This is a genomic window from Mesorhizobium sp. M7A.F.Ce.TU.012.03.2.1 (assembly GCF_004006095.1).
GTDB lineage: Bacteria > Pseudomonadota > Alphaproteobacteria > Rhizobiales > Rhizobiaceae > Mesorhizobium.
Genome location: NZ_CP034779.1, coordinates 4,739,383 through 4,763,010, shown reverse-complemented (window position 1 = coordinate 4,763,010; position 23,628 = coordinate 4,739,383). Strand labels below are relative to the sequence as shown.

Here is a 23,628-nt window from a genome sequence, read left to right as displayed (position 1 = left end):
CGGAAGATGACCGCGCCGCGTGCGGCGGCGCGGGAAAGCCTGGTCAGGTCATTTCTGCAGGTCGGTCCAGATCTTCGTGTAGAGCGCCTGCACATCGGGCGGGCAGGCCAGCATGAACTGGCCCTTGGCGGCGAACTCGGCGGGAATGTTGACTTCCGGCGCGGTCTTCATGTCGTCGGGCATGAAGGCTTCCGAGCCCTTGATGCCGTTCGAATAACGCGCAAAGGCTGAGATCAGTGCCGCATTCTGCGGATTCATGATGAAGTTCTGGAACAGCTTGGCGTTGTCGACATTCTTGGCGTCCTTGAGGACAGCGACATTGTCCATCCAGATCGGATAGCCTTCCTTGGGATAGCCATAGACGATCTTGTCGTTCTCAAGCCGTTCGCGCAGCGATATGCCGTTCCAGTTGACGCCCGCGGCGATGTCGCCCCTGCCCAGGCCATCGACGGCCGCATAGTCGAGCGAAAGCCATTTCGCCTTCGCCTCCACCAGCCTGTCATGCACCTTCTTCAGCATCTGCATGTCGCTGCTGCAATATTTGCCACCCTCGTAGGCGATGGCGAGGAACATGATGTCACCCATTTCGGGTACGACATTGATCTTGCCGACGAGTTCGGGAGGTGGGTCGAGGAAGATCGCCGATGTGTTCGGATCGCCGGCATAGACCGACTTGTTCACCGAAATGCCGGTCGTGCCCCACTGCCATGGAACGGTGTATTTACGGCCTGGATCGAATGGAACATCGACCCACCTGGGATCGACGTTCTTGAAGTTTTCCATCTTGTTGGGATCGGTCTCCAAGAGCAGACCTTCGCTGATCCAGACCGGCACGACGCTCGCCGAAGGCACGACGATGTCATAGCCGGAGGCGCCCTGCCGGACCTTGGCCAAGGCGGTATCGTTGGAGTCATAGTCGGTGACGGTGACCTTGACCTTGTAGGTCTCCTCGAACTTCTTGATCAGGTCGGGGCTGGTGTAGTTGCCCCAATTGTAGATGTTGAGCTCGCCGTCGGCACGGGCCACGCCCGTGACAGTCAGCAGCGACAGGCCGATGGCCGTCGCGGTCAGTTTCCAGTTCATGCTGCTTGCTCCCATTGTTGGGACCGGCGGCACTACGGCCCCAGGTCCGTTTCCTGCTGACGAAAAGATGGCCGCGGCAATGCCGACCGGCTCGAGCCCGGCCGTCGACATCGCAGTTGCGGCATGCGGCGCGCCGGCAACGGCAAGCCGCATCGTGGTCGAGATATTTCCCTCTTCATTGTGGCCATTCACCGGCTGGCGCCGGCTGTCCAACTCAATTCGCGACCTCAGGAGTAACTATGACTAAACATACAGTCAATATCTTTCCGCGGGTACGGCCATTGCTCGGCGATTGACGATGCGCCCGATGAGATGGTGACTGAGTGAGCAGGCAGAAAGAGGTTTAGCCGCGATACCGGACGCGTCAGGCCGTGGAGGCCGAAATGCTCGCGGCCGCAATTCGCTGGCGGAACCAATCGAAGGTGCGCCCGATGCCTTCCTGATAGCTCGTCCTCGCTTCCCAGCCAGGAAGGACATGCCTCGCCAAAGTCAGGTCCGGACACCGATTTGTCGGATCCTGGGGAGCTGGAGGGTGGTGCTCGATGCGGCTGCCGGGGACAAGCGATCTTACGAATTCCGCGATGCGCAGGACCGAAACCTCGTGGTCGTTGCCAATGTTCAGAGGACCGCGATGCGAGACGCCGTCGCGCCAGAAGTAACGTTCCAGCCCCTCGACGGTGTCGTCGACATAACCCCAACTGCGCGATTGGGAGCCGTCGCCATAAACCGTCAGAACCCCGGTTGTCAGTGCCTGGATGGCAAAATTCGAGACGGCGCGTCCGTCGTCGATGCGGGTTCGTGGCCCATATGTGTTGAATATCCTGACGACGCGAATGTCGAGCCCGCCGACCCGCTGCTGCTCGAACAGCAATGCCTCTGTGCAGCGCTTGCTTTCATCATAGGAAGCCCTGGGACCGGTGCAGTCCACCGATCCCCTGTAACTCTCGGGTTGCGGTGAAACCAGGGGGTCGCCGTAGACTTCCGAGGTCGAGGCGAAGCAGAAGCGACCGCCGGGCTTGAGCAGCGTCAGGAGATTGAGCGCGCCGCCGATATTGGCCTTGATCGTGCGTACCGGCTCGCGCATGTACCAAAGCGGCGACGCCGGCGACGCGAGATGGATGATCTCATCGAAGCGCTGAAGGGATGAAAAGCTTTCGGCGTCGGCAATCTGCAGATCGAAACGCGGATCGGCGACATGCGCGATGTTGTCTCGCGTCCCGGTCCAAAGATTGTCGACGACGACCAGCTTTTCCACATCGCTTCGCCGCAACAGACGGTCGACCAGATGCGAGCCCAGGAAACCGCAGCCGCCAGAGATCAACACGCTGCGTGACATGGAAAACCCCCGCTCCAGACATCGGCCAGTCAACGAGCCCAGGGCTTGTTTCCCAACAACAGCGGATGCGAGCTACCCAAAAGCCTTTCCGCCAATCGATGCACCCATCTACACCGCCAAGCGCCGCGAGTGCAAACAGCAAGCCTTCACAAGTGGAACGTGCGGCGGCCGACCGGCCTCTGCTGTTAAGCAGAGAAACTGCCGCGCGATGTCGCGCATCGAAGCGACCGCCGATGCTGCCCGTCATCGCGAGGATGATCAGGACATTTCAGGGCTACAGCGCCCTTTGCGGGCATGGCGCCCCGGCTGCATCACCACAGCGCGACGCCGTGGGCTGCGGCCGGAAGCTCGTCTCTTCGGACTGGCGCACCAGTTCGGCAAAGAGCAGCGCGAAGCTTCCCAGCATCAGGAAGACGATGATCAGGCGTGTTACCGGCAATATGTCGGCCTCGACTGGCTAGCCCCCACGCCACCCATCCACTGCCGGCTAACATGACCGATCCGGCTTTACGAGACTTTAAGGCCCGTCTTAACCATCACATTCGCTTAGCCTTTGACATGATACGCGAACGGCATGCCCGCATCCGCCGACCGGCATGGCCGTACCATCCGGGATGGCGTTGCCATCCCGGATGGCACCTCCCTTTGCAGACATACCCCGCCCATGCTACCCCGGCGCTGGCGCGGCCCAGCAACGGGCCGCTGCCAATCGGTCGTCATCGGGGAGCCATGAGCAAAGCCGCCAGCCGCATCGCCTTCGTCTCGTCCGACACCGCTGACGCCAAGACGGCGCTGGAAAGCCTGTCGGCGCGCTATGGCCAGTCTTCCGTCGAGGAGGCCGGGATCGTCGTTGCGCTTGGGGGTGACGGTTTCCTGCTGCAGACCCTGCGCGACACGATGGGGACCGGCAAGAAGGTCTACGGCATGAACCGTGGCACCATCGGCTTCCTGATGAACGAGTATCGTTCCGGTGGCCTCACCGAGCGTCTCGAGGCCGCCGTCGCCGAAACGATCCGCCCGCTGGAGATGCTGGCCGTGACCTCGGAAGGCGAAACGATTTCAGCACTGGCGATCAACGAGGTGGCGCTGTGGCGCCAGTCGTACCAGACGGCCAAGATCCGCATCACCGTCGACGAACAGGTCCGGCTTGAGGAACTGAACTGCGACGGCGTCATGATCGCAACCCCGGCCGGGTCCACCGCCTACAATCTTTCGGCGCATGGACCGATCCTGCCGCTCGACGCACCGCTGCTGGCGCTGACCCCGGTCAGCCCGTTTCGCCCGCGCCGCTGGCGCGGCGCGCTGCTCTCCAACAAGGCGACCGTGCGCTTCGACATCCGCGAGCCGGAAAAGCGCCCGGTGAACGCCGCCGCCGACCATACCGAGGTCAAGGCCGTGACCTCGGTGACGGTGCGAGAATCACCAACGGCGACAGCAACGTTGCTGTTCGATCCCAATCATTCCTGGAACGAGCGTATTCTCGCCGAACAGTTCCGCTATTGAGCCGGCGCTGCGACCGACAGGTCGATTAAGCATCCCGATTAAGGTTACAACTTCACAATCGTGCCATTGCTGCCCGTTTCTGTTGACAAATCGAGGGCTTGCTCCTAATTGCAATACCAATCTTGCAGGCGCGTGGCGCTTGCCGCGACAGACGCCATTAGACGCCGTTGCGCTTCCCCGAACCAGCCAAAGACAACAACACTTGTCCTCAGACACCACGACCGCTCCAGAAGCGTTGACCTTTTCAGACCTCGGCCTGTCGCCGAAGGTCCTTTCCGCAGTCACCGACGCCGGCTACACCGAGCCGACGCCGATCCAGGCGGGCGCCATTCCGCATGCCCTGCTGGGCAAGGACGTGCTGGGCATTGCCCAGACCGGCACCGGCAAGACGGCCTCCTTCGTGTTGCCGATGCTCACAAGGCTGGAAAAGGGCCGCGCCCGCGCTCGCATGCCGCGCACGCTCATTCTGGAGCCGACGCGCGAGCTCGCTGCTCAGGTCGAGGAAAACTTCGTCAAATACGGCAAGAACCACAAGCTCAACATCGCGCTTCTGATCGGCGGCGTGTCGTTCGACGAACAGGACAAGAAGCTGGAGCGTGGCGCCGACGTGCTGATCGCGACACCCGGCCGCCTGCTCGATCACCGCGAGCGCGGCAAGCTGTTGCTCAACGGCGTCGAGATCCTCGTCATCGACGAAGCGGACCGCATGCTCGACATGGGCTTCATTCCCGACATCGAGCGCATCTGCGAAATGATCCCGTTCACCAGGCAGACGCTGTTCTTTTCGGCGACGATGCCGCCCGAAATCACCAAGCTCACCGAAAAGTTCCTGCACGCGCCGGTCCGCGTCGAGGTTTCGAAGGCAGCATCCGCCGCCACCAACATCATCCAGCGGCTGGTCAAATCAGGCTCCAAGCCGTGGGACAAGCGCGAGACGCTGCGCAATCTGATCAAGGCCGAAGACGCCGAACTGAAGAACGCCATCATCTTCTGCAACCGCAAGGTCGAAGTGTCGGAGCTGTTCCGCTCGCTGCTGAAGCATGATTTCGACGCCGGTGCGCTGCATGGCGACATGGACCAGCGCGCGCGCATGCAGATGCTGGCCAATTTCCGCGACGGCAAGCTGCGCTACCTCGTCGCTTCCGACGTTGCCGCGCGCGGCCTCGACATCCCCGATGTCAGCCATGTCTTCAACTATGACGTGCCGATCCACGCCGAGGACTATGTCCACCGTATCGGCCGCACCGGACGCGCCGGACGCTCCGGAAAATCCTTCACCATCGCGACCAAATCTGACACCAAATACATCGATGCCATCGAACGTCTGATCGGCAACAAGATCGAGTGGCATGACGGCGACTTGTCGACGGTGGTTGCCAGCGAAGGCGAGGACGATGCTCCGCGCCGTGGCAAGGGCGCACCGCGCCGTGCCGGACGCAAGGACGACGACCGCAGCAGGGAGAAGAGCGGCGAGCGCAAACCGCGCGAACGCCACGCCAAGCGCAGCGAAGATGCCGCACCGGAAACAGTCCGCGAGGATCAGCCGGTGGCCGAGGCCGCAGCCGCCGACATCGGCGAACGGCGTTCGCGCAAGGAAGCGATCCGTTCGGAAAACACCGAGCGCAAATCATCCGATCGCAATGAACAGCGCGCACCCGAACGCGGCGACACCCGGCCGCAGCGTGACAACAGCCGCCCTGCCCGCCAACGCCACCAGGAAGACAATGATTCCACCGTTGGCTTCGGCGACGACATGCCGGCCTTCATGCGGATCGTCGCCAAGGTCTGATCCCGACCGCTTCGAAAGCAAGCAAGCCATCGGGCTTGCCTTCTCGGCAAAGCTCTTTCAGCCTGGCTCGCCCGTTACATCGGCCCAGGCATCATCTTGGTCGGTTTTTCCAGCATCGGAAACTCGGCCTCGTTGCATTTCACGTTCGGGTTCGTCGGGCTGAACATGCCGTTCGGATTGTCCCCGAGCCAGGCATGAAGGTCGTAATGGACGAACTCCTTCGGGATGAGAGGGTAGTGCCCCTCCATAGGTCCCATGAAGGTTTGGCCAAACAGCTTGGGCGGCTCCTTGGTGTCCGGCGTCAGCGGCACCAGCCATTCCACTCCGACCAACTTCAGGCCTTCCTTGGTCGGCTCGTAGATCAGCACGTTCGGCCTCATCGGATCGAGTTTCTGGCCGACACTCGGGACATTGACGAAGTGGATGCCCATGGCGCCCTTCGGGTAGTCCATCGCGCCCGGTATCTTTTCTCCGCTGTAGTGGACGCAGCCGACGGTCGACAGATAGAGGTCGCGGACGGCAGCGGTGTAATCCTCATATTTGGCGAGCGACTTCTTCAAGGCTTCGATGTCGGCCTTGTTGGCGTCCTCGGCCCGAGCCGAAGCAACGTTCAGCCACGCGCCTACCAAACCTGTCAAAACGAGGACGCCGCAGCGCCCAAGGCTGGCTGTTCTTGTCATGCATTCCTCCCAGATTTCTGATCTGGCCGTGCAAGACCGAGGCGGAAAAATGCTGATTGCGCGGCCAGTGACACCGCCTCATCCCCTCAGGAACAGCGATGATGCTATTCCTTTCCATAGCTGCGGGAAAGATACATTTTAGCAACAGCTAATTAAACAACGCTATATCCGCTCAAACAAAAACGGCCCCCATGGGAGCCGTTTCGCATTGGTTTGCCGTACAAGTCAGGTGAGCGGCGAAAGCTGGATCTCGACGCGGCGGTTCTGGGCGCGACCTTCGGCCGTGGCATTGGACGCGACCGGGCGCGTCTTGCCGAAGCCGGTGACTGCGAAGCGCCGCTGATCCACGCCCTGACCGGACAGATAGTTCGCCACCGCCAAAGCACGACGCTGCGACAGATCGAAATTGTGCTGGTCGCCACCGGTCGAATCGGTGTGGCCGAACACGTCGACCGTGGTCTGCTTGAACTTCTTCAGCACCAGCGCGACAGAGTTCAGGACCTGGTAGAAGCCGGGCTTCACCGCATCCTGATCCGAGTTGAAGGTGATGTCGGACGGCATGTTGAGGATGATCTGGTCGCCGCTGCGGGTGACACTGACACCGGTGCCCTCGAGCTGCCGGCGCAGTTCGGCCTCGTTCTGGTCCATGGTGGCGCCGATGGCGCCGCCGGCCAGCGCGCCGATGCCGGCGCCGATCAGTGCGTTGCGGCGGTCATTGCCGCCGGCAAGCAGGCCAAGGCTTGCACCCGCCAGGGCACCAAGGCCGGCGCCGGCCGCCGTGTTGGAAATCTTCTGGTCGCCCGTATACGGATCGGTGGTGGTGCAGGCGCTCACGAGCACAGCCGTCGCCACGACGACGAGCACAGTCTTTTTCATATGATGGTCCCTCTCCAAGTCACGCCTTGCGGTGGCGCCAAATCAGCCCTTCCCGCGACTTGTACCACGAATTGCGGCGAAAAGCGGAACGGCAAAAGCGCCGCTCACGGCTTTTCCCGGGAGACCAGTACCCGGTGGTGGCGCCGCATCGCCGTGCCAGAACGATGTGGATCAGGCTACCAGAGGTTCTTGCCGTCTATGACCACCACTTCGACCTTGTCGAGATCGAAATCGTCGAACAGTCGCGAGTTGACGCTGATCTTGGGATTGTCGAAATCCGGCTCGCCGGTCGACCAGTCCGGCGTTTCGGTAAAGGTGCCGCAGCCGCAGGTGGCGCAAAAACCGTGCTTTACGGTTTTCGATCCCCAGCGGTAGAAAGAGACGTTCTCCATCGGGCTGGTGAGCTTGAATTGCGAAGGCACGTAGTAGGCCCAGAGCGAGCCGCGCTTCGAGCAGAAAGAACAGGTGCATTGCGTCACCGTCTGCGGTGCCTGCGAAACCTCGAATGTCGTCGCCTTGCAATGACAGCTTGCCTTGATGGTCATCAACGAACTCCTCCTGTCGCCCGCCACCCTGTGCGGCAAAGGCAGCATAAAGAGGTGCTCCTGACAACTGTCCGTCAGCAGGCATCACCCGAACCGCGCAAACCCGGCCTGCGGCCCCGGTCACACGCGACCGCGGACGTCCGACCGCCGTCCTGTCGTCAATAAGAGCGCGGCGGCACGAACAGGCAGATTGTCTTGCCGGCGTCGAGGCCCGCTTGGTGCGCACACCAATGGAACTCGCCGTCCGGGCTGTCCTTGACACGCTTGTCGGTCATTGGAACGATCTCACCCGTTCCGGCGATGACATAGCCCTCGGGTTTCTCCAGCACTTCGCCTGTATGGGTCGTGCGACAATCATAGTTGGCGCAGCATGCGAACGGATAACTCCAGCCCTGTGGCTTTGCCGCCGTGGGCGTGGCGTCATGCGCGAAGGCAGGTGCCGTCAGCATTGCCATAGCGCCGATCGCGAACAGGGAAAACAAAAGTCGGCCAGCCGGTTGAACGGCATTGGCCGATCTGAGTGTGGCAGCAGACATGACGCGTTCCTTTCAAACGAGCTCAAGCGTTTCGCTTGCCCGTTCCCGGAACGTATCTTCCCAGTGGCCGGATCGTCGGGTCGCAGATATGCCGCGTCCGGCCATAAATGCTTTTTCTCTCCCAGCGTTTGGATGCTGGGCTGATTCCTTGGTCGGCGCAAGAAGATGCATTCCCGACGTCGTTCTATAAACGTCAGGTATCCGCTACCGCCGACGAGATGAGGCCAAGGTCAATTCCCGGCAAACGGGCGTCGAATAAACGGAATTGGCCCGCTGTGGTTCCAGCCTATTGCTGGTCAGAGCCGGCAATCACGTGCTCTTGATACTGCGGCAGGTCATCGGTGATGGTGAACCAGCCCGCCTTCGAACCGACGAAGATGTGCTCAGTCGGGCGGATGGACGGGTCGTCGACGAGCGTTCCCATGGCGACATGGACGTAGGCGCCGTCGCGCACCAGCGAATAAAGCAAGGAGCCGCACCGGCCGCAATGCGCGTTATGGCCGCTTTCGTCGCCAAAGATCAGGAGCTTGTCCCCGCCTTCGGTGAGGACAAGCTTTTCACGCTCGATACCGGCGAAAGGCTTGAAGGCCGAACCGGTGGTGCGCCGGCAGTCCGAACAATGGCAATTCGCGGCATAGAGGAATTCGTCGGCGACCTCGTAGTGAACCGCGCCGCAAAAGCACTTTCCGGTGAGCTTGCTCGCCAATCCTCTCCTCCGTCGCTGTGGTGCGCAGGGATATGTTCAGATTGAGGTCAGGCTAGCCTCACCTGAACATGGACATATCCTAATCCAGGTCTGCTACGGCTTCGCCCGCACCGCCTTCGATGCGCTGCGACAACGAGGCTTCCATGAAATCGTCGAGGTCGCCATCGAGCACGCTCGACGGGCTGGTGCTCTCGACGCCGGTGCGGAGATCCTTCACCAGCTGGTAGGGCTGCAGCACATAGGAGCGTATCTGGTGACCCCAGCCTATATCGCTCTTCGACGCTTCGGTGGCGTTTGCAACTGCCTCGCGCTTCTTCAGCTCTTCCTCGTAAAGGCGCGAGCGCAGCATCTCCCAGGCCTTGGCCTTGTTCTTGTGCTGCGAACGTTCGGCCTGGCAGGCGACCGCAATGCCGGTGGCCAGATGCGTGATGCGCACCGCCGAATCGGTGGTGTTGACGTGCTGGCCGCCCGAGCCGGACGAGCGATAAGTATCGATGCGGACATCGGATTCCGAGACGTCGATCTCGATTGTGTCGTCGATGACCGGATAGACCCAGACGCTGGCGAAGGACGTATGCCGGCGCGCATTGCTGTCATAGGGCGAAATACGCACCAGGCGATGAACGCCCGATTCCGTCTTCATCCAGCCATAGGCATTGTGGCCTTTGATCATCAACGTGGCCGACTTGATGCCGGCCTCTTCGCCGTCATGCATTTCCAGCACTTCGACCTTGAAGCGACGACGCTCGGCCCAGCGCGTGTACATGCGCAGCAGCATCGAGGCCCAGTCCTGGCTTTCGGTGCCGCCGGCACCGGCATGGATTTCGAGATAGGTGTCGTTGGAATCTGCTTCACCCGACAGCAACGTCTCTACCTGGCGGGCCTTCGCTTCGCCTTGCATCGAGCGGATCGCGGCTTCGGCCTCGGCAATGACCCCCTCGTCGCGCTCTTCCTCGCCGAGCTCGATCAGGCCGATATTGTCTTCCAGCGCCTGCGTCAGACCTTTCACCGAGGCGATGCCCTCTTCGAGGCCCTGGCGCTCGCGCATCAGCTTCTGCGCTTCCAGCGGCTCGTTCCAGAGGCTGGCGTCCTCGGCGCGCACATTGAGGTATTCAAGCCGCTTTATGGCCTGATCCCAGTCAAAGATGCCTCCTCAGCAGGGTTATCGCCTGCCTGATCTCGTCGACAATATTCTGCGTTTCCGCGCGCATGGCTGGCTGTTCTGTCCTGTTTGCTGAAGTCGGTCGGCGCGATACATAGGCAGGCCGCCGCCGGCTGTAAAGCAAAATGGGCTGGCGCCAAGGCCAGCCCATCCGCTCATGAAAATCGTCAGTAGAGGCCGCCGCCGCCGGACTGGATGGCCTGGTTGGCCTGCGGTGACAACGCGCCACCGGTGGCATTGGAGCCGTCGGCGCCCATGCCGATGACCCAATAGCTGTCGGCGGGACCGGTACCCGGCTTGAAGGCTTCGATGATGGTGCCCGGATCGCCCGATGCGGCACGCATGCCGGTCTTGCGGTTGATGGCGACAAGGTTCATGCCTTCGGGCACCTTGAAGTCGACATTGGGCGTGCCGTCCAGCGCCACCCGCATGAAGTCCTTGAAGATCGGGGCCGCGAGGCCACCACCGGTGGCGCCATGGCCGAGGCCGCGCGGCGTGTCGTAGCCCATGTAGAGGCCGACGACGAGGTTGGGCGTGTAACCGATGAACCAGGCATCCTTTTCGTCGTTGGTCGTTCCGGTCTTGCCGGCGATGTGACGGCCGAGTTCACTGATGGTGGCGCCGGTGCCGCGCTGCACGACACCTTCCATCATCGAGGTGATCTGGTAGGCCGTCATCGGATCGAGCACCTGCTCGGAATTGTCGACGAGTTCCGGCTCCGGCTGGTTCTGCCATTCGGGCGCATTGCAGCCCTGGCAGCCACGTTCGTCCTGCTTGAACACCGTCTTGCCGTAGCGGTCCTGGATGCGGTCGATGAGCGACGGTTTGATCGACTTGCCGCCATTGGCCATGATCGAATAGGCCGACACCATGCGCATCACGGTGGTTTCGCCGGAACCCAGCGCCATCGGTAGATAGGGTGCCAGATGGTCGTAGACACCGAAGCGCTCGGCATATTCGACGACCAGCTTCATCCCCATGTCATTGGCAAGCCGCACCGTCATCAGGTTGCGCGACTTCTCGATGCCGGAGCGCAGGGTCGCCGGACCGGCGACGGTGCCGTCATAGTTCTTGGGCGTCCAGCTGGTGTTACCGCTCTGGATCGTGATCGGCCCGTCCATGATCACCGAGGCCGGCGTATAGCCATTGTCGAGTGCGGCCGAATAGACGATCGGCTTGAACGAAGAGCCCGGCTGGCGCATGGCTTGCGTGGCACGGTTGAATTCGGACTGCGCATAGGAGAAACCGCCGACCATGGCCAGCACGCGGCCGGTGTGCGGGTCCATGGCGATCAGGCCGCCTTCCACTTCGGGCACCTGGCGCAGGCTGTAGGCGCCATCGGCACCATCGTTTTTCTGCACGAAGATGACGTCGCCCGGCTTCAGCACCTCCGCCGGCGACTTGGCCTTGACGGTCTTGCCGGCAACCACATGGCGCATGGCAAAACCCATGTCCTCCTTGCTGACGGTGCCTTCGACGCGCTCCTTGACAATCTCGCCCGACGCCTGCCGTGCGGGCTGCAGGCCGATCGACAGCCCGGTCGCCGAACTGTCGAGCACGACGGCGAGCGACCATTCGGGAACATCCTCCAGCCCCTTGACGGCGCCAAGCGGCACGCCCCAGTCGCCCGACACGTCGATCGATGTTACCGGCCCGCGATAGCCGCGCAGCGTGTCGTATTTCATCAACCCGTTCTGCATCGATTTGCGGGCAATGAGCTGGATCTTCGGATCGAGCGTGGTGCGGACGGAGAGGCCGCCTTCGTAAAGCGCGTTCTCGCCGTAGCGGGCGATGATCTGGCGGCGCACCTCTTCGGTGAAGTACTCGCCGGCAAACAGATAGGTGCCGCTGCGGCGCGGCGTCACGCCCAACGGCTCGGCCTTGGCCTTGTTGCCTTCCTCACGCGTGACGTAGCCGTTCTCGACCATCTGGTCGATGACCCAGTTGCGGCGCTCGATCGCGCGATCGGCATGCTTGAAAGGGTGGTAATTGTTCGGCCCCTTGGGCAGCGAGGCCAGGTAGGCGGCCTCGGCCACGGACAGTTCGTTGACCGACTTGTCGAAATAGGTCAGCGCCGCACCGGCGACGCCATAGGCGCCGAAACCGAAGAAGATTTCGTTGAGGTAGAGCTCGAGAATGCGATCCTTGGGATAGGCCTGCTCGATGCGGAAGGCGAGGATCATCTCCTTGATCTTGCGCTCGTAGGTCTGGTCCGAGGACAACAGGAAGTTCTTCGCCACCTGCTGGGTAATCGTCGAGGCGCCGACCTGACGCCGGCCCGAGCCGAGATTCTGCAGGTTGACGATGATGGCGCGGCCGAGGCCGGTCACATCGATGCCTGGGTGATTGTAGAAATTCTTGTCTTCGGCCGACAGGAAGGCCGCCTTGACGCGGTCCGGTATGGCCTGGATCGGCAAATACAGGCGCCGTTCGCGCGCGTATTCCGCCATCAGCGCGCCGTCAGACGCATGGATGCGGGTGGTCACCGGCGGCTCGTATTTCGCCAGCACCTCGTAATCGGGCAGATCTTTCGACAAATGGCCGATGTAGATCGCAACGCCCGCCGCGACCAGAAGGGCCAGCGTCGTGCCGATGCCGAAAAAATAGCCAATGAGACGAATCATACCCGCTCCAGTCCTTGGTTCGGGAATTTCCTAAACGAAGCCGCCTTTCGCGCAAGCTTTCGAGCCGGTCCCAATCCGTAATCGAAAACCCTTGTCGCCGCCATGTGGACAAAATACGGCAATGCCTGATTTCGCGGTCGCGAGCCGGAAATAAAAAGCATTGGGTGTTGTCGTCGCGCAACGCCGCCTCTGGTTGCAGGCGCCGCCGGTCATGTCAACCTCCGGTTCCCGGTCCGGCCTTGGCCGACGCGAACAGCGCGACGGCGTTGGTTATGCTCTGGGCCGCCTTGCCGCGCCAGTCGGCGTTGAGCAACTGCGCCTCGTCCTTGGCGTTCGAGAGATAACCGAGTTCGACCAGCACCGACGGCACGTCGGGTGCCTTGAGCACCTTGAAGCCCGCCGAACGCTGCGGATTGTTGATGAGGCCGACGCTGGTCGACAACTGGCCAACCAGCGTGTGGGCGAAACTCATCGAGAAATTGTGCGTTTCGCGGCGGATCAGGTCGATCAGGATGTCGGTGACTTCCTTGTTGTCGTTCTTGATTTCCATGCCGGCGAACTGATCGGAGAGGTTTTCTCGGTCGGCGAGCGCCTGCGCCTCGGGGTCCGAGGCCTTGTCGGAGACGGTGTAGACGGTGGCGCCGCGAATGCCCTTGACGCTGATCGTGTCGGCATGGATCGAAATAAGCAGGTCGGCCTCATGCTGACGGGCGATGCGCACGCGGTCATCAAGACGCAGGAATTCGTCTGTGTCGCGCGTCATGAACACATCATAATTGCCAACGGCTGCGAGTTTGTCGCGCAGCTCCGTGGCGAAGGCCAGCGTGACATTCTTCTCGATGGTGCCGTTCAGGCCCTCGGCACCGCCGTCGATGCCGCCATGGCCGGGATCGATGACGACGGTGAACCGATGACCCGGATTGGAAACCGGTCCGGTGCCGACCCGCCCTCCCTTGTCGGTCGAAACGGTCGATCCGGTGGTCAGCGCCTGGTTGGCCAGCGCCACGTCGAATTCGCGCTCGGATGCCGCCGACATGTCGATGGCAATGCGGTAGCCGGTTCTGTCCTCGTTCTTGAGCACGTCGAGCTTGTTGACGGCAAAGGGTCCCTTGCCGGTGAGGATCAGCCGCGAAACGCCCTCGCTAAGCGCGCCCAGACGCACGCCCTTGACCAGGCCCCGCGCCTTCAAATCCTTGGCATCAACGGCGAATCTCGTATTCGCGAGATCGATGACAAGGCGGTTGGGACCGCGCAGCAGGAACCATTTGATATCGGGTTCGCGATCGAAGTCCATGACGATGCGCATCTTGGTGGCATCGCCAGCCATCTTGTAACCTTTTGCCACGAGCGGAGCGTCGGCGGCATTGGCTTTTGAGGACAAGGCAGATGAGACCGCCAGCAGCAGCAAGAGGCAGAAAGCGGCCAGGATCCGGCCGCCGACACGACATCCCTTGTCTGTGAAGTCCGCCAATCCCATCTCTCTTCCAGTCGCTCCCGGTTTGGCGCCCGGCGCCGGGTCGTTTCGTCGAAATGCCGGTTAGGCCGCGAACTCGATTAACGATTGGTATCCAGAGAAGGTTAACCAAGCCTTTTCATGCAAGGGCGGCAAGTTGGCTTACGCTACGGAACGGCTTTTTGCCGGCATCGGAAATCGGGGTTGCCTTCCACCCCGCCAAATCATAAAAGCGATGGTGGATCACTGCAATCCTGGAACCGCCCTCCTCCGCAGCTTCTTGCTACAGGGTCAGACGTAAAGGCGGCTCCTTTCGCTTTAGGCGAAAAGGGTTCAGGTGATCGCGACGAATTTCGCAGGCGTGCTCCCGTGGCGGGGGAATCGCCTGCGTGAGGAAAACGGCCGGGTTTGTTCCCGCGCCGGCTCTGTAGGAGCAAACAAGCTGGTCCGGTTCATCCGGGCTTTGGTTCAAAAGGTTCTGTTGGTGACGATGGCTTCAAGCGCAATCATGGAAAGGTCCGCATCAAACCGCGCCATTATGGCTGCGGGCGGCACCGCCATGGCGCTCAAGCGGCGGCCGACGGACGATCAAATATCCGGCACCCACATCCCAGGCACGCAGCAGCAGGCTTTGCCTCGCAAGCTGCGGCTGACGGCTGCCGGGGGGAAACGAAATAATGCCCAACAAAATGCTGATAGACGCCTCCCACCCGGAGGAAACACGCGTCGTCGTCGTACGCGGTAACCGTATTGAAGAATTCGACTTTGAATCCCAGGACAAGAAGCAGCTCAAAGGAAACATCTACCTAGCCCGCGTAACGCGCGTAGAGCCCTCCCTTCAGGCAGCCTTTGTCGAATATGGCGGCAACCGTCACGGTTTTCTCGCCTTCAGTGAAATTCACCCCGACTACTACCAGATTCCGGTCGCCGATCGTCAGGCACTGCTGCGCGCGGAAGCGCAGGAGGCTGAGGACGAAGAGAACGAGGACGGCGACGGCGATGATCGCCAGAGCCGCGATCGCGGACGGCGCGGCCGCCGGCGCGGCGGCAAGCCCCGCGACCGGGGTGAGCACAAGCGCGATGCAGCCGATTCCAGCGAGGCAAGCGACACTGCCGACGAGGCGGAAGAGGGCGCCGACGCTGGTTTCGAGGAGATCTCGCACACGTCCGAGATCATCGAACATGCGGCCGATGCGTCCGAACATGCCGATGCGTCCGAACATGGCCAGGATTCCGCCGAGCAGGACGAAGGCGAAACCCGCGAAGGCGGTCCGACGTCGATCGCCGCCTCGGTCGAGGCCGATGTGATTTCCGAAGCCGTTCCGCAGGCCGAACAAGGCAGCGAGGCGACCTCCGGCGACAATGATCGCGGCATGCTGGAAGAAGTGCAGTCCTCGCATCCGGACGATCACGAGGTCGAATCGGTCGGCGCCGAGGACGCGCTGGAAGAAGTGCGCAACCGCCGCAAGCCGGTGCGCCGCCAGTACAAGATCCAGGAAGTGATCAAGCGCCGGCAGATCCTCTTGGTGCAGGTCGTCAAGGAAGAGCGCGGCAACAAGGGTGCGGCACTGACCACCTATCTGTCGCTTGCCGGCCGCTATTCGGTGCTGATGCCGAACACGGCGCGTGGCGGCGGCATTTCGCGCAAGATCACCAGCGCGGTCGACCGCAAGCGCCTGAAGGAGGTCGTTGCCGATCTCGAAGTGCCGCAGGGCATGGGCGTGATCCTGCGCACCGCCGGCGAGAGCCGCACCAAGGCCGAGATCAAGCGCGATTACGAATATCTGATGCGGCTTTGGGAAAATGTCCGCAATCTCACCTTGCAGTCCACGGCCCCTGCCCTGGTCTACGAGGAAGGCAGCCTGATCAAGCGCTCGGTGCGCGACCTCTATAACAAGGATATCGACGAGATTCTTGTCTCCGGCGAGGAAGGCTATCGCGAGGCCAAGGACTTCATGCGCATGCTGATGCCGAGCCACGCCAAGGTGGTTCAGCCGTTCCGCGACACGACGCCGATCTTCGTGCGCAACGGCATCGAGGCACAGCTCGACCGCATGCTGCAGCCGCAGGTGACGCTGAAGAGCGGCGGCTACATCATCATCAACCAGACCGAGGCGCTGGTTGCCATCGATGTGAATTCGGGCCGCTCCACCAAGGAGCACTCGATCGAGGACACCGCACTCCACACCAATCTGGAAGCGGCCGAGGAAGTCGCGCGTCAGCTCAGGCTGCGCGATCTCGCCGGCTTGATCGTCATCGACTTCATCGACATGGAGGAGAACCGCAACAACCGCTCCGTCGAGAAGCGGTTGAAGGATCACCTCAAGAACGATCGTGCGCGCATCCAGGTCGGCCGTATCTCGCATTTCGGCCTGATGGAGATGTCCCGCCAGCGCATCCGCGCCAGCGTGCTGGAATCGACAATGAAGCCTTGCCCGCATTGCGGCGGCACCGGCCATGTGCGCTCCGATTCGTCGGTCGCGCTGATGGTGGTGCGGGCGATTGAGGAATTCCTGCTCAAGGATTCCCGCAGCCACATCACGGTGCGGACGCCGGCGGCGACCGCACTCTACGTGCTCAATCACAAGCGCGGCACGCTGGTCGAACTCGAAAGCCGCTTCGGGCTGACGATCACCGTCGAGGCCGACGATTCGGTGGGTTCGCAGCACTATGCGATCTTCCGCGGCGCGCTGGCTGAAAAGCCGGAAGGCTTCGTCGAGGCGCGCAGCTTCCCGGCCTATGTCGAGCCGGAAGAGCCCGAGGACGAGATTGTCGTCGTCGAGGAAGATGACGAGGCGCCGGTGCAGGCCGAACAGCCACGCCAGCAGCCGCAGCAACAACAGCCCCGGCCCGCTGCCGGTGGCGAGGAAGGCGACGGCCGCGACCGCAAGCGCCGCAAGCGTCGGCGCCGGCGCGGCGGCAAGGATCGCGATCGCGAACATGGCGCCCCTGCGGACGGTGCTTCCGTCTCGGCTCCGGCCGGTGAGTTTTCGGACCCGGACTCGGCCGCCAGCGATGGCGACACGGAAACGGACGACAATGCCCCTGTCGGTGTTGCCGAAACGTCTGAGACAGCTGAAGCTTCGGACGAAGGCCAGGGCAAAAAGCGCCGGCGCGGCAAGCGCGGCGGCAAGCGCAACCGTCGCGAAGACGGTGAAGGCGAGGCTGAGGCAAGTGCTGGCGAAACAGCAGACGCGCCTGAAGGCGAAGTCCGGGCAACCGAGGTGATCGCCGGCGAGCCGGTCGTTGCTGCACCAGCCGAAGAGCCGGTGGCGCTTGCCCCGGCCAATGACGACGCGCCGAGCACGGAGAAGCCGAAGAAGCCACGCCGTGCCGCCAAGCCAAAGAAGGCCGCGGCCGAAATTGTCGCCGATGAGCCGGCTGCGGAGGTGGAAGCACCGGTCGACACGCCGGTCACCGCATCCGACGAGGCAGCCATCGCTTCTGTCGAGGAGGCACCGAAGGCCCGCTCGTCGCGGCGCAAGCCGGCGGCGGCGAATGCGCCGGTCGAGCCGGTCGTGTCTTCGATCGTCGCGGAAGAGCCCGCGGCCAAGGCCGAGGACAAGACCGAGGACAAGCCGAAGCGCGGCGGCTGGTGGCAGCGGAAGGGCTTTTTCTAAGCCTTTCAATCGCATGAGCTAGTTCTTTGACAAAAAAATCCCGCGCCGTCTCGAAGACGGCGCGGGATTTTCTTATCTGGCGCTATGGCGGATCGCGAAGGCTACGGCGCGAAGATCGACCAGTTCATCATCCTGGCAAGCTTTTCCAGCGCGATCGACCCCAGCTTGGAGTTGCCGTTGGCATTGAGACCTGGCGACCAGACGGCAAGCGACGCCACGCCCGGCACGATGCCCAATATTCCGCCGCCGACGCCGCTCTTGCCGGGGATGCCGACGCGGAAGGCGAAATCGCCGGAGCCGTCATAATGGCCGCAGGTCAGCATCATGGCGCCGATGCGGCGTGCCCGTTCGGCCGACACCACGGAATGCCCGGTCGCCGGGTTCTTGCCGCCATTGGCGAGGAAGCGGCCGGCGAGCGCCAGTTGCCGGCAACTCATGGCGATGGCGCAATGGTGGAAGTAGACGCCCAGCGCCAGTTCCGGCGCATGGTGGAGATTGCCGAAGGATTTCATGTAGTTGGCAAGCGCGAAGTTGCGGTAGCCGGTGGCGCGCTCGGACGCCGCCACCTCGCGATCGATGATGATCGTCTCGTCGTCGGCGAGGAACTGGATGAAGCGCAGGATCTCGCCGATCGCCTCGCGTGGCTGGTGGCCGGCAAGCAGGATGTCGGAAATGACGATGGCGCCGGCATTGATGAACGGGTTGCGCGGAATGCCGTTCTCATGCTCGAGCTGCACGATCGAGTTGAACGGATTGCCTGACGGTTCGCGGCCGACCCGCTGCCACAGCGCGTCGCCGACATTGCCGAGCGCCAGTGTCAGGGTGAACACTTTCGAGATGCTCTGGATGGAAAAGGCCTGGTCGGCGTCCCCCGCCGTCAGCACGCGCCCGTCATTGGTAACCGCTGCGATGCCGAATTTCTTCGGATTGACCTTACCCAACTGCGGAATGTAGGAAGCGACGTCACCGCGATCGGTGCGATCGGCCATTTCGGCAGCGACTTCGGCCAATGCCTGATCAAGTTTGGAGGCCTGATCAAGTTTGTGGGCCTGATCAAGTTTGGGGGCCTGTTCGAGTTCCGGCATGGTGCTACCTCAACCAGCGTTCGATGCGCGCCATTGCCTCAACCATGTCGTCGTGGCTGCCGGCGTAGGAGAAACGCATCGTCCGGTGCCCGGCCTGAGTGTCGAAGTCTTGGCCGGGTGTTGCCGCGACATGCGCCTCGGCCAGCATCTTTCGCGCGAAGGCCATGCTGTCATTGCTATGCCTGGTGACGTCACAAAAGGCATAAAAGGCGCCGTCCATGGGCGCCGCCAGCGGAAAGCCGAGTTCCGGGAGGCGTTTCATCAAGAGTTCGCGATTCCAGGCATAGCGACCCTTGACCGCTTCCAGTTCCTCGGTCGCCCTGAACGCTTCGATCGCCGCGATCTGCGACAGTTCCGGCGGCGAGATGTAGAGGCTCTGGGCGACGCGCTCGACCGGCCGCACCAGTTCTTGCGGCAGCACCATCCAGCCGATGCGCCAGCCGGTCATGCAGTAATATTTGGAGAAGGAGTTGATCACGGTCACGTCGCCTCCATAGGCAAGCGCCGTGGTGTCGGGGGCGGCATAGGCGAGCCGGTGATAGATTTCGTCGGAGATGACGGCGATGCCGAGGTCTTGTGCCGTCCTCACCAGGGCCGCCAGTTCATCGGCCGGTATGACCGCGCCGGTTGGATTGGCGGGACTGGCGAAGAGAACGCCTTTCAGCGGCTTTTCACGATGCGCGGTCTCGAGATGGCCGGCATGCACGTAGGCGGCGTCGCCCAGCTCGATCTCGACCACCTCGATGCCGAGCGCGGCCATGATGTTGCGATAGGCGGGATAGCCGGGTGCCGCGATGGCGACGCGGTCACCCGGGTCGAACATCGCCAGGAAGGCGAGGTTGAAGGCGGCCGACGATCCAGTGGTCACCGCGATCCGGCCGGGCTCGATATCAAGCCCGTAGTGATCGGCGTAGTGTCCGGCGATCGCCTTGCGCAAACCTGCCAGTCCCAGCGCGTCGGTGTAGCCGATGCGTCCGTCCTGCAGCGCCTTGGCGGCTGCGGCGCGAACCAGAACCGGTGCGGGATCGGAGGGCTGGCCGACGGCCATCGAAACAACCGGCACGCCCTGGGACTTCAGCCGGTTTGCCTCTGCCAGAATGTCCATCGCATGGAAGGGCTCGACATTGCCACGACGTGAGAGCGAAACGACCATTTAACCAGTATTCCCGATGACTGACGGCGCCAGGCACTGGCGCATGTGCCGCACAAATGCCCGATTGATGTGAGGATCACAAGTTGAGGAAGTTTCCGGCGCCGACTTTTCATCTTTCGCCCGCTCGTCTACCAGTGGAGCCATCATGTTGAGCCGACCCAGATCGACGATTGCCCAGGCAGCGCGCGTCTTCGCGACGCTTTCGCTTGGCGTTGCCGTTGCAATGGCGAGTTCGGTCAGCGCCTTTGCCCAGAACGTGCCGGTGGTGCGCGACGCCGAGATCGAGGCGCTGGTTCGCGATTACGCGCGGCCGATCTTCAGGGCGGCTGGCCTGGCGAATGACGGCATCGACATCGTTCTGGTCAATGACCAGAGTTTCAACGCCTTCGTGACCGGGCGCCGGCTGTTCATCAACACCGGCGCGCTGATGACGGCTGAAACGCCCAACGAGATCATCGGCGTCATCGCGCACGAAGCCGGTCATATCGCCGGCGGCCACCAGCAGAAGCTGCGCGACCAGCTCGAACGAGCCAAGACGATGGCCATCATCGCGACGCTGCTGGGTGCCGGTGCCATGGTCGCCGGCGCGACAACCAATAGCCGCGGCCTTGCCGGTGCGGGCGTGGGGGTGGCCGCCGGCGGCGGCGAGATGGCACAGCGCAGCATCCTCGCCTACCAGCGCACCGAGGAGATGACGGCCGACCGCTCGGCGATCACCTATCTCAACGCCACCGGCCAGTCCGGCATGGGCATGCTGAAGACGTTTCACCGCTTCCAGACTGCGCTGTCGCTCTCGGGCGCGCAAGTCGATCCCTACCGGATCAGCCATCCGATGCCGCGGGATCGTATCTCCAATCTCGAAGTGCTGGTGAAACAGAGCCCCAATGTCGACAGGCCGGACCCGCCCGCGCTGCAGCAGCGCCATGACATGGTGCGGGTGAAGATCGCCGTCTACATGGAAGGCCAGGCGGCTGCGTCGCGGCTGATGCGAAAGATGCAAGGGACCCTCGCCGCGCTATATGGCGACGCCCAGTCGACCTACCTGTTCGGCAACATCGCCGCCGCGCTCGCCAAGACCAATGCACTGATCAAGGCGCAGCCCAAGAACGCTTACTTCCAGGAACTGCGCGGCGACATCCTGATGAAGGCAAACAAACCCAAGGAAGCCGCGGACGCCTACGCCAAGGCGGTCAGCCTCGATTCGGCGCGGTCCGGTCTGCTGCCGGTGTCCATGGGCCAGGCGCTGATGGCCGTCGGCAAGCCCGACTCCCTCAAAAAAGCCGTCGTGCAGATCAACAACGGCCTCGGGCGCGACAAGGAAAATCCAGCCGGGTATCGCTATCTGGCACAGGCCTACGGTGAGTTAGGTGACATACCGGGCGCTGAACTTGCCACCGCCGAAAGCCATTTCTATTCCGGCAACTACAAGGATGCGAAGATTTTCGCCATGCGGGCGCAGCAGCAGATGAAACGCGGCGAGCCTCGCTGGCTTCGCGCCCAGGATATCATAAACTACAAGCCGTCAACCAAGATCAAGTGAACCTTCCGGCCGCGCGCCACGACATAGCCAGACCGGAAAACAGGTAGAAGGAACAGGAACGATGAAAAAGGCACTGCTGCTGGGCACCACGGGGGTTGCGGTCGCACTGGCCATGCTGGCTTTCGGATTCGTTGCCGGAAACCCGCAGATCGCCAAGGCCGGCACCGCACAGCCGGTCGAGACCACGGCGGCCGATACCAAGATCGACCGCACCGAGGTCGAAGGCATCATCCGCGACTATTTGTTGAAAAACCCGGAAGTCCTCCTGGAGGTCCAGGATGCGCTTGAGGCCAAGCAGAAGGAAGAGCAGCGCATCGCTCATCTCGGCGTGATCAAGAATGCCAAGGACCAGATCTTCAACTCCGCCTTTGACGGCGTCGTCGGCAATCCGAACGGCAAGGTCACCATCGTCGAGTTCTACGACTATAATTGCGGCTTCTGCAAACGCGCCATCGACGACATGCAGGCGTTGACCAAGACCGATCCGGACCTGCGTTTCGTGCTCAAGGAATTCCCCATCCTCGGACCGGATTCGCAGAAGGCGAGCGTGGTCTCGATGGCGTTCCACCTGATGCACCCGGAAAAGTACGGCGAGTTCCACAATGCGTTGCTCGGCGGCCAGGGACGCGCCACCGAGGCGGCGGCCATCAAGGTCGCGCTGTCGCTCGGCGCCGACGAAGCGGCGCTGCGCGAGAAGATGAAGGACCCGACAATCAACGAGGCCCTCGCCAAGACCTACGATCTTGCCAACAAGCTGGCGATCACCGGAACGCCGTCCTATGTCGTCGGCAACGAGGTGGTGTTCGGAGCACTCGGGCAGGAAGTGCTGGCAGAAAAGATCGAGGCGGCGAAAGCCGCGCTCTGATCTTGCTCGCCAGCTATTTCTCACGGGCACATTTCCGCCTGTTGTGGACAGTGAAAGAACGCACTTGCGCTCTTTCCGCGGGCGGCTATGCCCATTATAGAGGGCCCAGCGCGCCGGCTTGATGACGGCGCCGGGAAAGGTCGGCTTTTTGAAAACGGTTTTCGTCCTGAACGGTCCCAATCTAAACGCGCTCGGCAAGCGCGAGCCGGGCATCTATGGCGGCAAGACGCTTGCCGCGATCGCCGACGACTGCAAGCAGGCAGGCACGGCGCTGGGGTTCGAGATCGATTTCCGCCAGTCGAACCATGAGGGCGACCTTGTCGACTGGATTCAGGAAGCTGGCGACAAGGCTGTCGGCATCGTCATCAATCCGGGCGCCTACAGCCACACCTCGATTGCCATCCACGACGCCATTCGCGCCGTCGCACCGTTGCCGGTGGCCGAAGTTCATCTTTCCAACATCCATGCGCGGGAACCATTCCGCCACGTCTCCATGGTCGCGCCGGTCGCCGTCGGCATGATCTGTGGCTTTGGGCCGCTCGGCTATACGCTGGCGCTACAGGCGCTGGCCGCACGCCTATGACCGGCCAACAAACAGAAGGCTCGAAAATGTCGATAAAGAAGACCGGTGTTGACCAGCAACTGATCCGCGATCTGGCGGGCATACTGAACGACACCAACCTCACCGAGATCGAGGTTGAACTGGGCGACCTGAAGGTGCGCGTCTCGCGGCAGGCGCCGGCTGTTCATGCAATCGCGGCGCCGCAGCAAGCCTATGCGCCGGCAGCAGCGCAAGCTGCCTCCGTAGCTCTGCCCGTTGTGGCAGATATTTCCAAGAACGCAGTCACCTCGCCGATGGTCGGCACCGCCTACCTGGCGCCGTCGCCGGACGCCAAGGCATTCATCGAAGTCGGCCAGAAGGTCAAGGAAGGCCAGACTTTGCTGATCATCGAAGCAATGAAGACGATGAACCAGATCCCCTCGCCACGCGCCGGCACGGTGACCGCGATCCTTTTCGAGGATTCGCAGCCGGTCGAATATGGCATGCCGCTCGTCGTGATCGAATAGAGCG

The 23,628-nt window shown here is 62.3% G+C and carries 22 protein-coding genes; 8 read left to right on the top strand and 14 right to left on the bottom strand.

What is annotated here, in order from left to right; translation table 11 throughout:
• Positions 1 to 48: 48 nt before the first annotated feature.
• Positions 49 to 1,083, bottom strand: coding sequence for an extracellular solute-binding protein (locus EJ079_RS23415; protein ID WP_127810298.1), 1,035 nt, complete (start codon positions 1,081 to 1,083; stop codon positions 49 to 51).
• A gap of 67 nt (positions 1,084 to 1,150) precedes the next feature.
• Between EJ079_RS23415 and EJ079_RS23410 the strand changes: the two genes are divergently transcribed.
• Positions 1,151 to 1,330, top strand: coding sequence for a hypothetical protein (locus EJ079_RS23410; RefSeq protein ID WP_127381575.1), 180 nt, complete (start codon positions 1,151 to 1,153; stop codon positions 1,328 to 1,330).
• A 117-nt stretch (positions 1,331 to 1,447) separates the two neighbouring features.
• Here EJ079_RS23410 and EJ079_RS23405 read toward each other — a convergent pair whose 3' ends face one another.
• Positions 1,448 to 2,419 (bottom strand): NAD-dependent epimerase/dehydratase family protein, encoded by a 972-nt coding sequence (locus tag EJ079_RS23405; RefSeq protein ID WP_127810297.1) that lies wholly within the window; start codon positions 2,417 to 2,419, stop codon positions 1,448 to 1,450.
• A gap of 274 nt (positions 2,420 to 2,693) precedes the next feature.
• On the bottom strand, positions 2,694 to 2,858 hold the full coding sequence (locus EJ079_RS33405; RefSeq protein ID WP_164748845.1) for a hypothetical protein: 165 nt from the start codon (positions 2,856 to 2,858) through the stop codon (positions 2,694 to 2,696).
• A gap of 290 nt (positions 2,859 to 3,148) precedes the next feature.
• On the opposite strand from EJ079_RS33405, the gene EJ079_RS23400 reads away from it, so the two are divergent.
• A complete protein-coding gene (locus tag EJ079_RS23400; protein WP_023812117.1) occupies positions 3,149 to 3,922 on the top strand; it encodes an NAD kinase in 774 nt (257 codons plus the stop codon).
• A 202-nt stretch (positions 3,923 to 4,124) separates the two neighbouring features.
• The gene (locus tag EJ079_RS23395) at positions 4,125 to 5,711 is read left to right on the top strand and encodes a DEAD/DEAH box helicase (RefSeq protein WP_164781703.1); all 1,587 of its coding nucleotides are present in this window, start codon (positions 4,125 to 4,127) and stop codon (positions 5,709 to 5,711) included.
• A gap of 74 nt (positions 5,712 to 5,785) precedes the next feature.
• On the opposite strand, the gene EJ079_RS23390 is transcribed toward EJ079_RS23395, so the two are convergent.
• From EJ079_RS23390 to EJ079_RS23350, 9 genes are all read right to left on the bottom strand, one after another.
• Positions 5,786 to 6,391 (bottom strand): hypothetical protein, encoded by a 606-nt coding sequence (locus tag EJ079_RS23390; protein WP_127330776.1) that lies wholly within the window; start codon positions 6,389 to 6,391, stop codon positions 5,786 to 5,788.
• Between the two features lie 225 nt (positions 6,392 to 6,616).
• Positions 6,617 to 7,267, bottom strand: a complete 651-nt coding sequence (locus tag EJ079_RS23385) for an OmpA family protein (protein ID WP_013531371.1) — start codon at positions 7,265 to 7,267, stop codon at positions 6,617 to 6,619.
• A 176-nt stretch (positions 7,268 to 7,443) separates the two neighbouring features.
• Positions 7,444 to 7,812, bottom strand: a complete 369-nt coding sequence (locus EJ079_RS23380; RefSeq protein ID WP_024503891.1) for a GFA family protein — start codon at positions 7,810 to 7,812, stop codon at positions 7,444 to 7,446.
• A gap of 158 nt (positions 7,813 to 7,970) precedes the next feature.
• Complete coding sequence (locus EJ079_RS23375; RefSeq protein ID WP_023812122.1) at positions 7,971 to 8,348, bottom strand: hypothetical protein; 378 nt, start codon at positions 8,346 to 8,348, stop codon at positions 7,971 to 7,973.
• A gap of 286 nt (positions 8,349 to 8,634) precedes the next feature.
• Positions 8,635 to 9,054, bottom strand: a complete 420-nt coding sequence (locus EJ079_RS23370; protein ID WP_127810296.1) for a GFA family protein — start codon at positions 9,052 to 9,054, stop codon at positions 8,635 to 8,637.
• A 79-nt stretch (positions 9,055 to 9,133) separates the two neighbouring features.
• A protein-coding gene (prfB, locus tag EJ079_RS23365) for a peptide chain release factor 2 (protein WP_127272597.1) occupies positions 9,134 to 10,265 on the bottom strand; the annotation gives its coding sequence in 2 pieces (ribosomal slippage) (positions 9,134 to 10,198 and positions 10,200 to 10,265; 1,131 coding nt in all).
• 118 nt (positions 10,266 to 10,383) lie between these two features.
• Entirely contained in the window at positions 10,384 to 12,840 is a 2,457-nt protein-coding gene (locus EJ079_RS23360) for a penicillin-binding protein 1A (RefSeq protein WP_027039214.1), read from the bottom strand.
• Between the two features lie 30 nt (positions 12,841 to 12,870).
• The gene (locus tag EJ079_RS23355; protein ID WP_127323273.1) at positions 12,871 to 13,053 is read right to left on the bottom strand and encodes a hypothetical protein; all 183 of its coding nucleotides are present in this window, start codon (positions 13,051 to 13,053) and stop codon (positions 12,871 to 12,873) included.
• Position 13,054: 1 nt separating this feature from the next.
• Positions 13,055 to 14,317, bottom strand: a complete 1,263-nt coding sequence (locus tag EJ079_RS23350) for an N-acetylmuramoyl-L-alanine amidase (RefSeq protein WP_127810295.1) — start codon at positions 14,315 to 14,317, stop codon at positions 13,055 to 13,057.
• A 653-nt stretch (positions 14,318 to 14,970) separates the two neighbouring features.
• On the opposite strand from EJ079_RS23350, the gene EJ079_RS23345 reads away from it, so the two are divergent.
• Positions 14,971 to 17,913, top strand: coding sequence for a ribonuclease E/G (locus EJ079_RS23345; protein WP_127810294.1), 2,943 nt, complete (start codon positions 14,971 to 14,973; stop codon positions 17,911 to 17,913).
• Between the two features lie 101 nt (positions 17,914 to 18,014).
• On the opposite strand, the gene EJ079_RS23340 is transcribed toward EJ079_RS23345, so the two are convergent.
• Both EJ079_RS23340 and EJ079_RS23335 read right to left on the bottom strand, forming a co-directional pair.
• Positions 18,015 to 18,998 (bottom strand): glutaminase, encoded by a 984-nt coding sequence (locus EJ079_RS23340; RefSeq protein ID WP_127810293.1) that lies wholly within the window; start codon positions 18,996 to 18,998, stop codon positions 18,015 to 18,017.
• Between the two features lie 4 nt (positions 18,999 to 19,002).
• On the bottom strand, positions 19,003 to 20,151 hold the full coding sequence (locus tag EJ079_RS23335) for an aminotransferase class I/II-fold pyridoxal phosphate-dependent enzyme (protein ID WP_127810292.1): 1,149 nt from the start codon (positions 20,149 to 20,151) through the stop codon (positions 19,003 to 19,005).
• Positions 20,152 to 20,296: 145 nt separating this feature from the next.
• Here EJ079_RS23335 and EJ079_RS23330 point away from each other — a divergent pair, with 145 nt between their 5' ends.
• The 4 genes from EJ079_RS23330 to accB all read left to right on the top strand — a co-directional run bounded on the left by EJ079_RS23330 (position 20,297) and on the right by accB (position 23,624).
• A complete protein-coding gene (locus EJ079_RS23330) occupies positions 20,297 to 21,691 on the top strand; it encodes a M48 family metalloprotease (RefSeq protein WP_127810291.1) in 1,395 nt (464 codons plus the stop codon).
• A gap of 61 nt (positions 21,692 to 21,752) precedes the next feature.
• Positions 21,753 to 22,556: a DsbA family protein gene (locus EJ079_RS23325; RefSeq protein ID WP_127396903.1), complete on the top strand. Its 804-nt coding sequence runs from the start codon at positions 21,753 to 21,755 to the stop codon at positions 22,554 to 22,556.
• A 148-nt stretch (positions 22,557 to 22,704) separates the two neighbouring features.
• Complete coding sequence (gene aroQ, locus EJ079_RS23320) at positions 22,705 to 23,139, top strand: type II 3-dehydroquinate dehydratase (protein WP_013531359.1); 435 nt, start codon at positions 22,705 to 22,707, stop codon at positions 23,137 to 23,139.
• A 26-nt stretch (positions 23,140 to 23,165) separates the two neighbouring features.
• Positions 23,166 to 23,624 (top strand): acetyl-CoA carboxylase biotin carboxyl carrier protein, encoded by a 459-nt coding sequence (accB, locus tag EJ079_RS23315; RefSeq protein WP_023812132.1) that lies wholly within the window; start codon positions 23,166 to 23,168, stop codon positions 23,622 to 23,624.
• Positions 23,625 to 23,628 lie beyond the last annotated feature (4 nt).

Bases quoted from the DNA above. Each gene is read 5' to 3' on its own strand.
- EJ079_RS23415 (WP_127810298.1), bottom strand. From the start codon at position 1,083: ATGAACTGGAAACTGACCGCGACGGCCATCGGCCTGTCGCTGCTGACT.
- EJ079_RS23410 (WP_127381575.1), top strand. From the start codon at position 1,151: ATGGCCGCGGCAATGCCGACCGGCTCGAGCCCGGCCGTCGACATCGCA.
- EJ079_RS23405 (WP_127810297.1), bottom strand. From the start codon at position 2,419: ATGTCACGCAGCGTGTTGATCTCTGGCGGCTGCGGTTTCCTGGGCTCG.
- EJ079_RS23400 (WP_023812117.1), top strand. From the start codon at position 3,149: ATGAGCAAAGCCGCCAGCCGCATCGCCTTCGTCTCGTCCGACACCGCT.
- EJ079_RS23390 (WP_127330776.1), bottom strand. From the start codon at position 6,391: ATGACAAGAACAGCCAGCCTTGGGCGCTGCGGCGTCCTCGTTTTGACA.
- EJ079_RS23385 (WP_013531371.1), bottom strand. From the start codon at position 7,267: ATGAAAAAGACTGTGCTCGTCGTCGTGGCGACGGCTGTGCTCGTGAGC.
- EJ079_RS23380 (WP_024503891.1), bottom strand. From the start codon at position 7,812: ATGACCATCAAGGCAAGCTGTCATTGCAAGGCGACGACATTCGAGGTT.
- EJ079_RS23375 (WP_023812122.1), bottom strand. From the start codon at position 8,348: ATGTCTGCTGCCACACTCAGATCGGCCAATGCCGTTCAACCGGCTGGC.
- EJ079_RS23360 (WP_027039214.1), bottom strand. From the start codon at position 12,840: ATGATTCGTCTCATTGGCTATTTTTTCGGCATCGGCACGACGCTGGCC.
- EJ079_RS23355 (WP_127323273.1), bottom strand. From the start codon at position 13,053: ATGACCGGCGGCGCCTGCAACCAGAGGCGGCGTTGCGCGACGACAACA.
- EJ079_RS23350 (WP_127810295.1), bottom strand. From the start codon at position 14,317: ATGGGATTGGCGGACTTCACAGACAAGGGATGTCGTGTCGGCGGCCGG.
- EJ079_RS23345 (WP_127810294.1), top strand. From the start codon at position 14,971: ATGCCCAACAAAATGCTGATAGACGCCTCCCACCCGGAGGAAACACGC.
- EJ079_RS23340 (WP_127810293.1), bottom strand. From the start codon at position 18,998: ATGCCGGAACTCGAACAGGCCCCCAAACTTGATCAGGCCCACAAACTT.
- EJ079_RS23335 (WP_127810292.1), bottom strand. From the start codon at position 20,151: ATGGTCGTTTCGCTCTCACGTCGTGGCAATGTCGAGCCCTTCCATGCG.
- EJ079_RS23330 (WP_127810291.1), top strand. From the start codon at position 20,297: ATGTTGAGCCGACCCAGATCGACGATTGCCCAGGCAGCGCGCGTCTTC.
- EJ079_RS23325 (WP_127396903.1), top strand. From the start codon at position 21,753: ATGAAAAAGGCACTGCTGCTGGGCACCACGGGGGTTGCGGTCGCACTG.
- accB (WP_023812132.1), top strand. From the start codon at position 23,166: ATGTCGATAAAGAAGACCGGTGTTGACCAGCAACTGATCCGCGATCTG.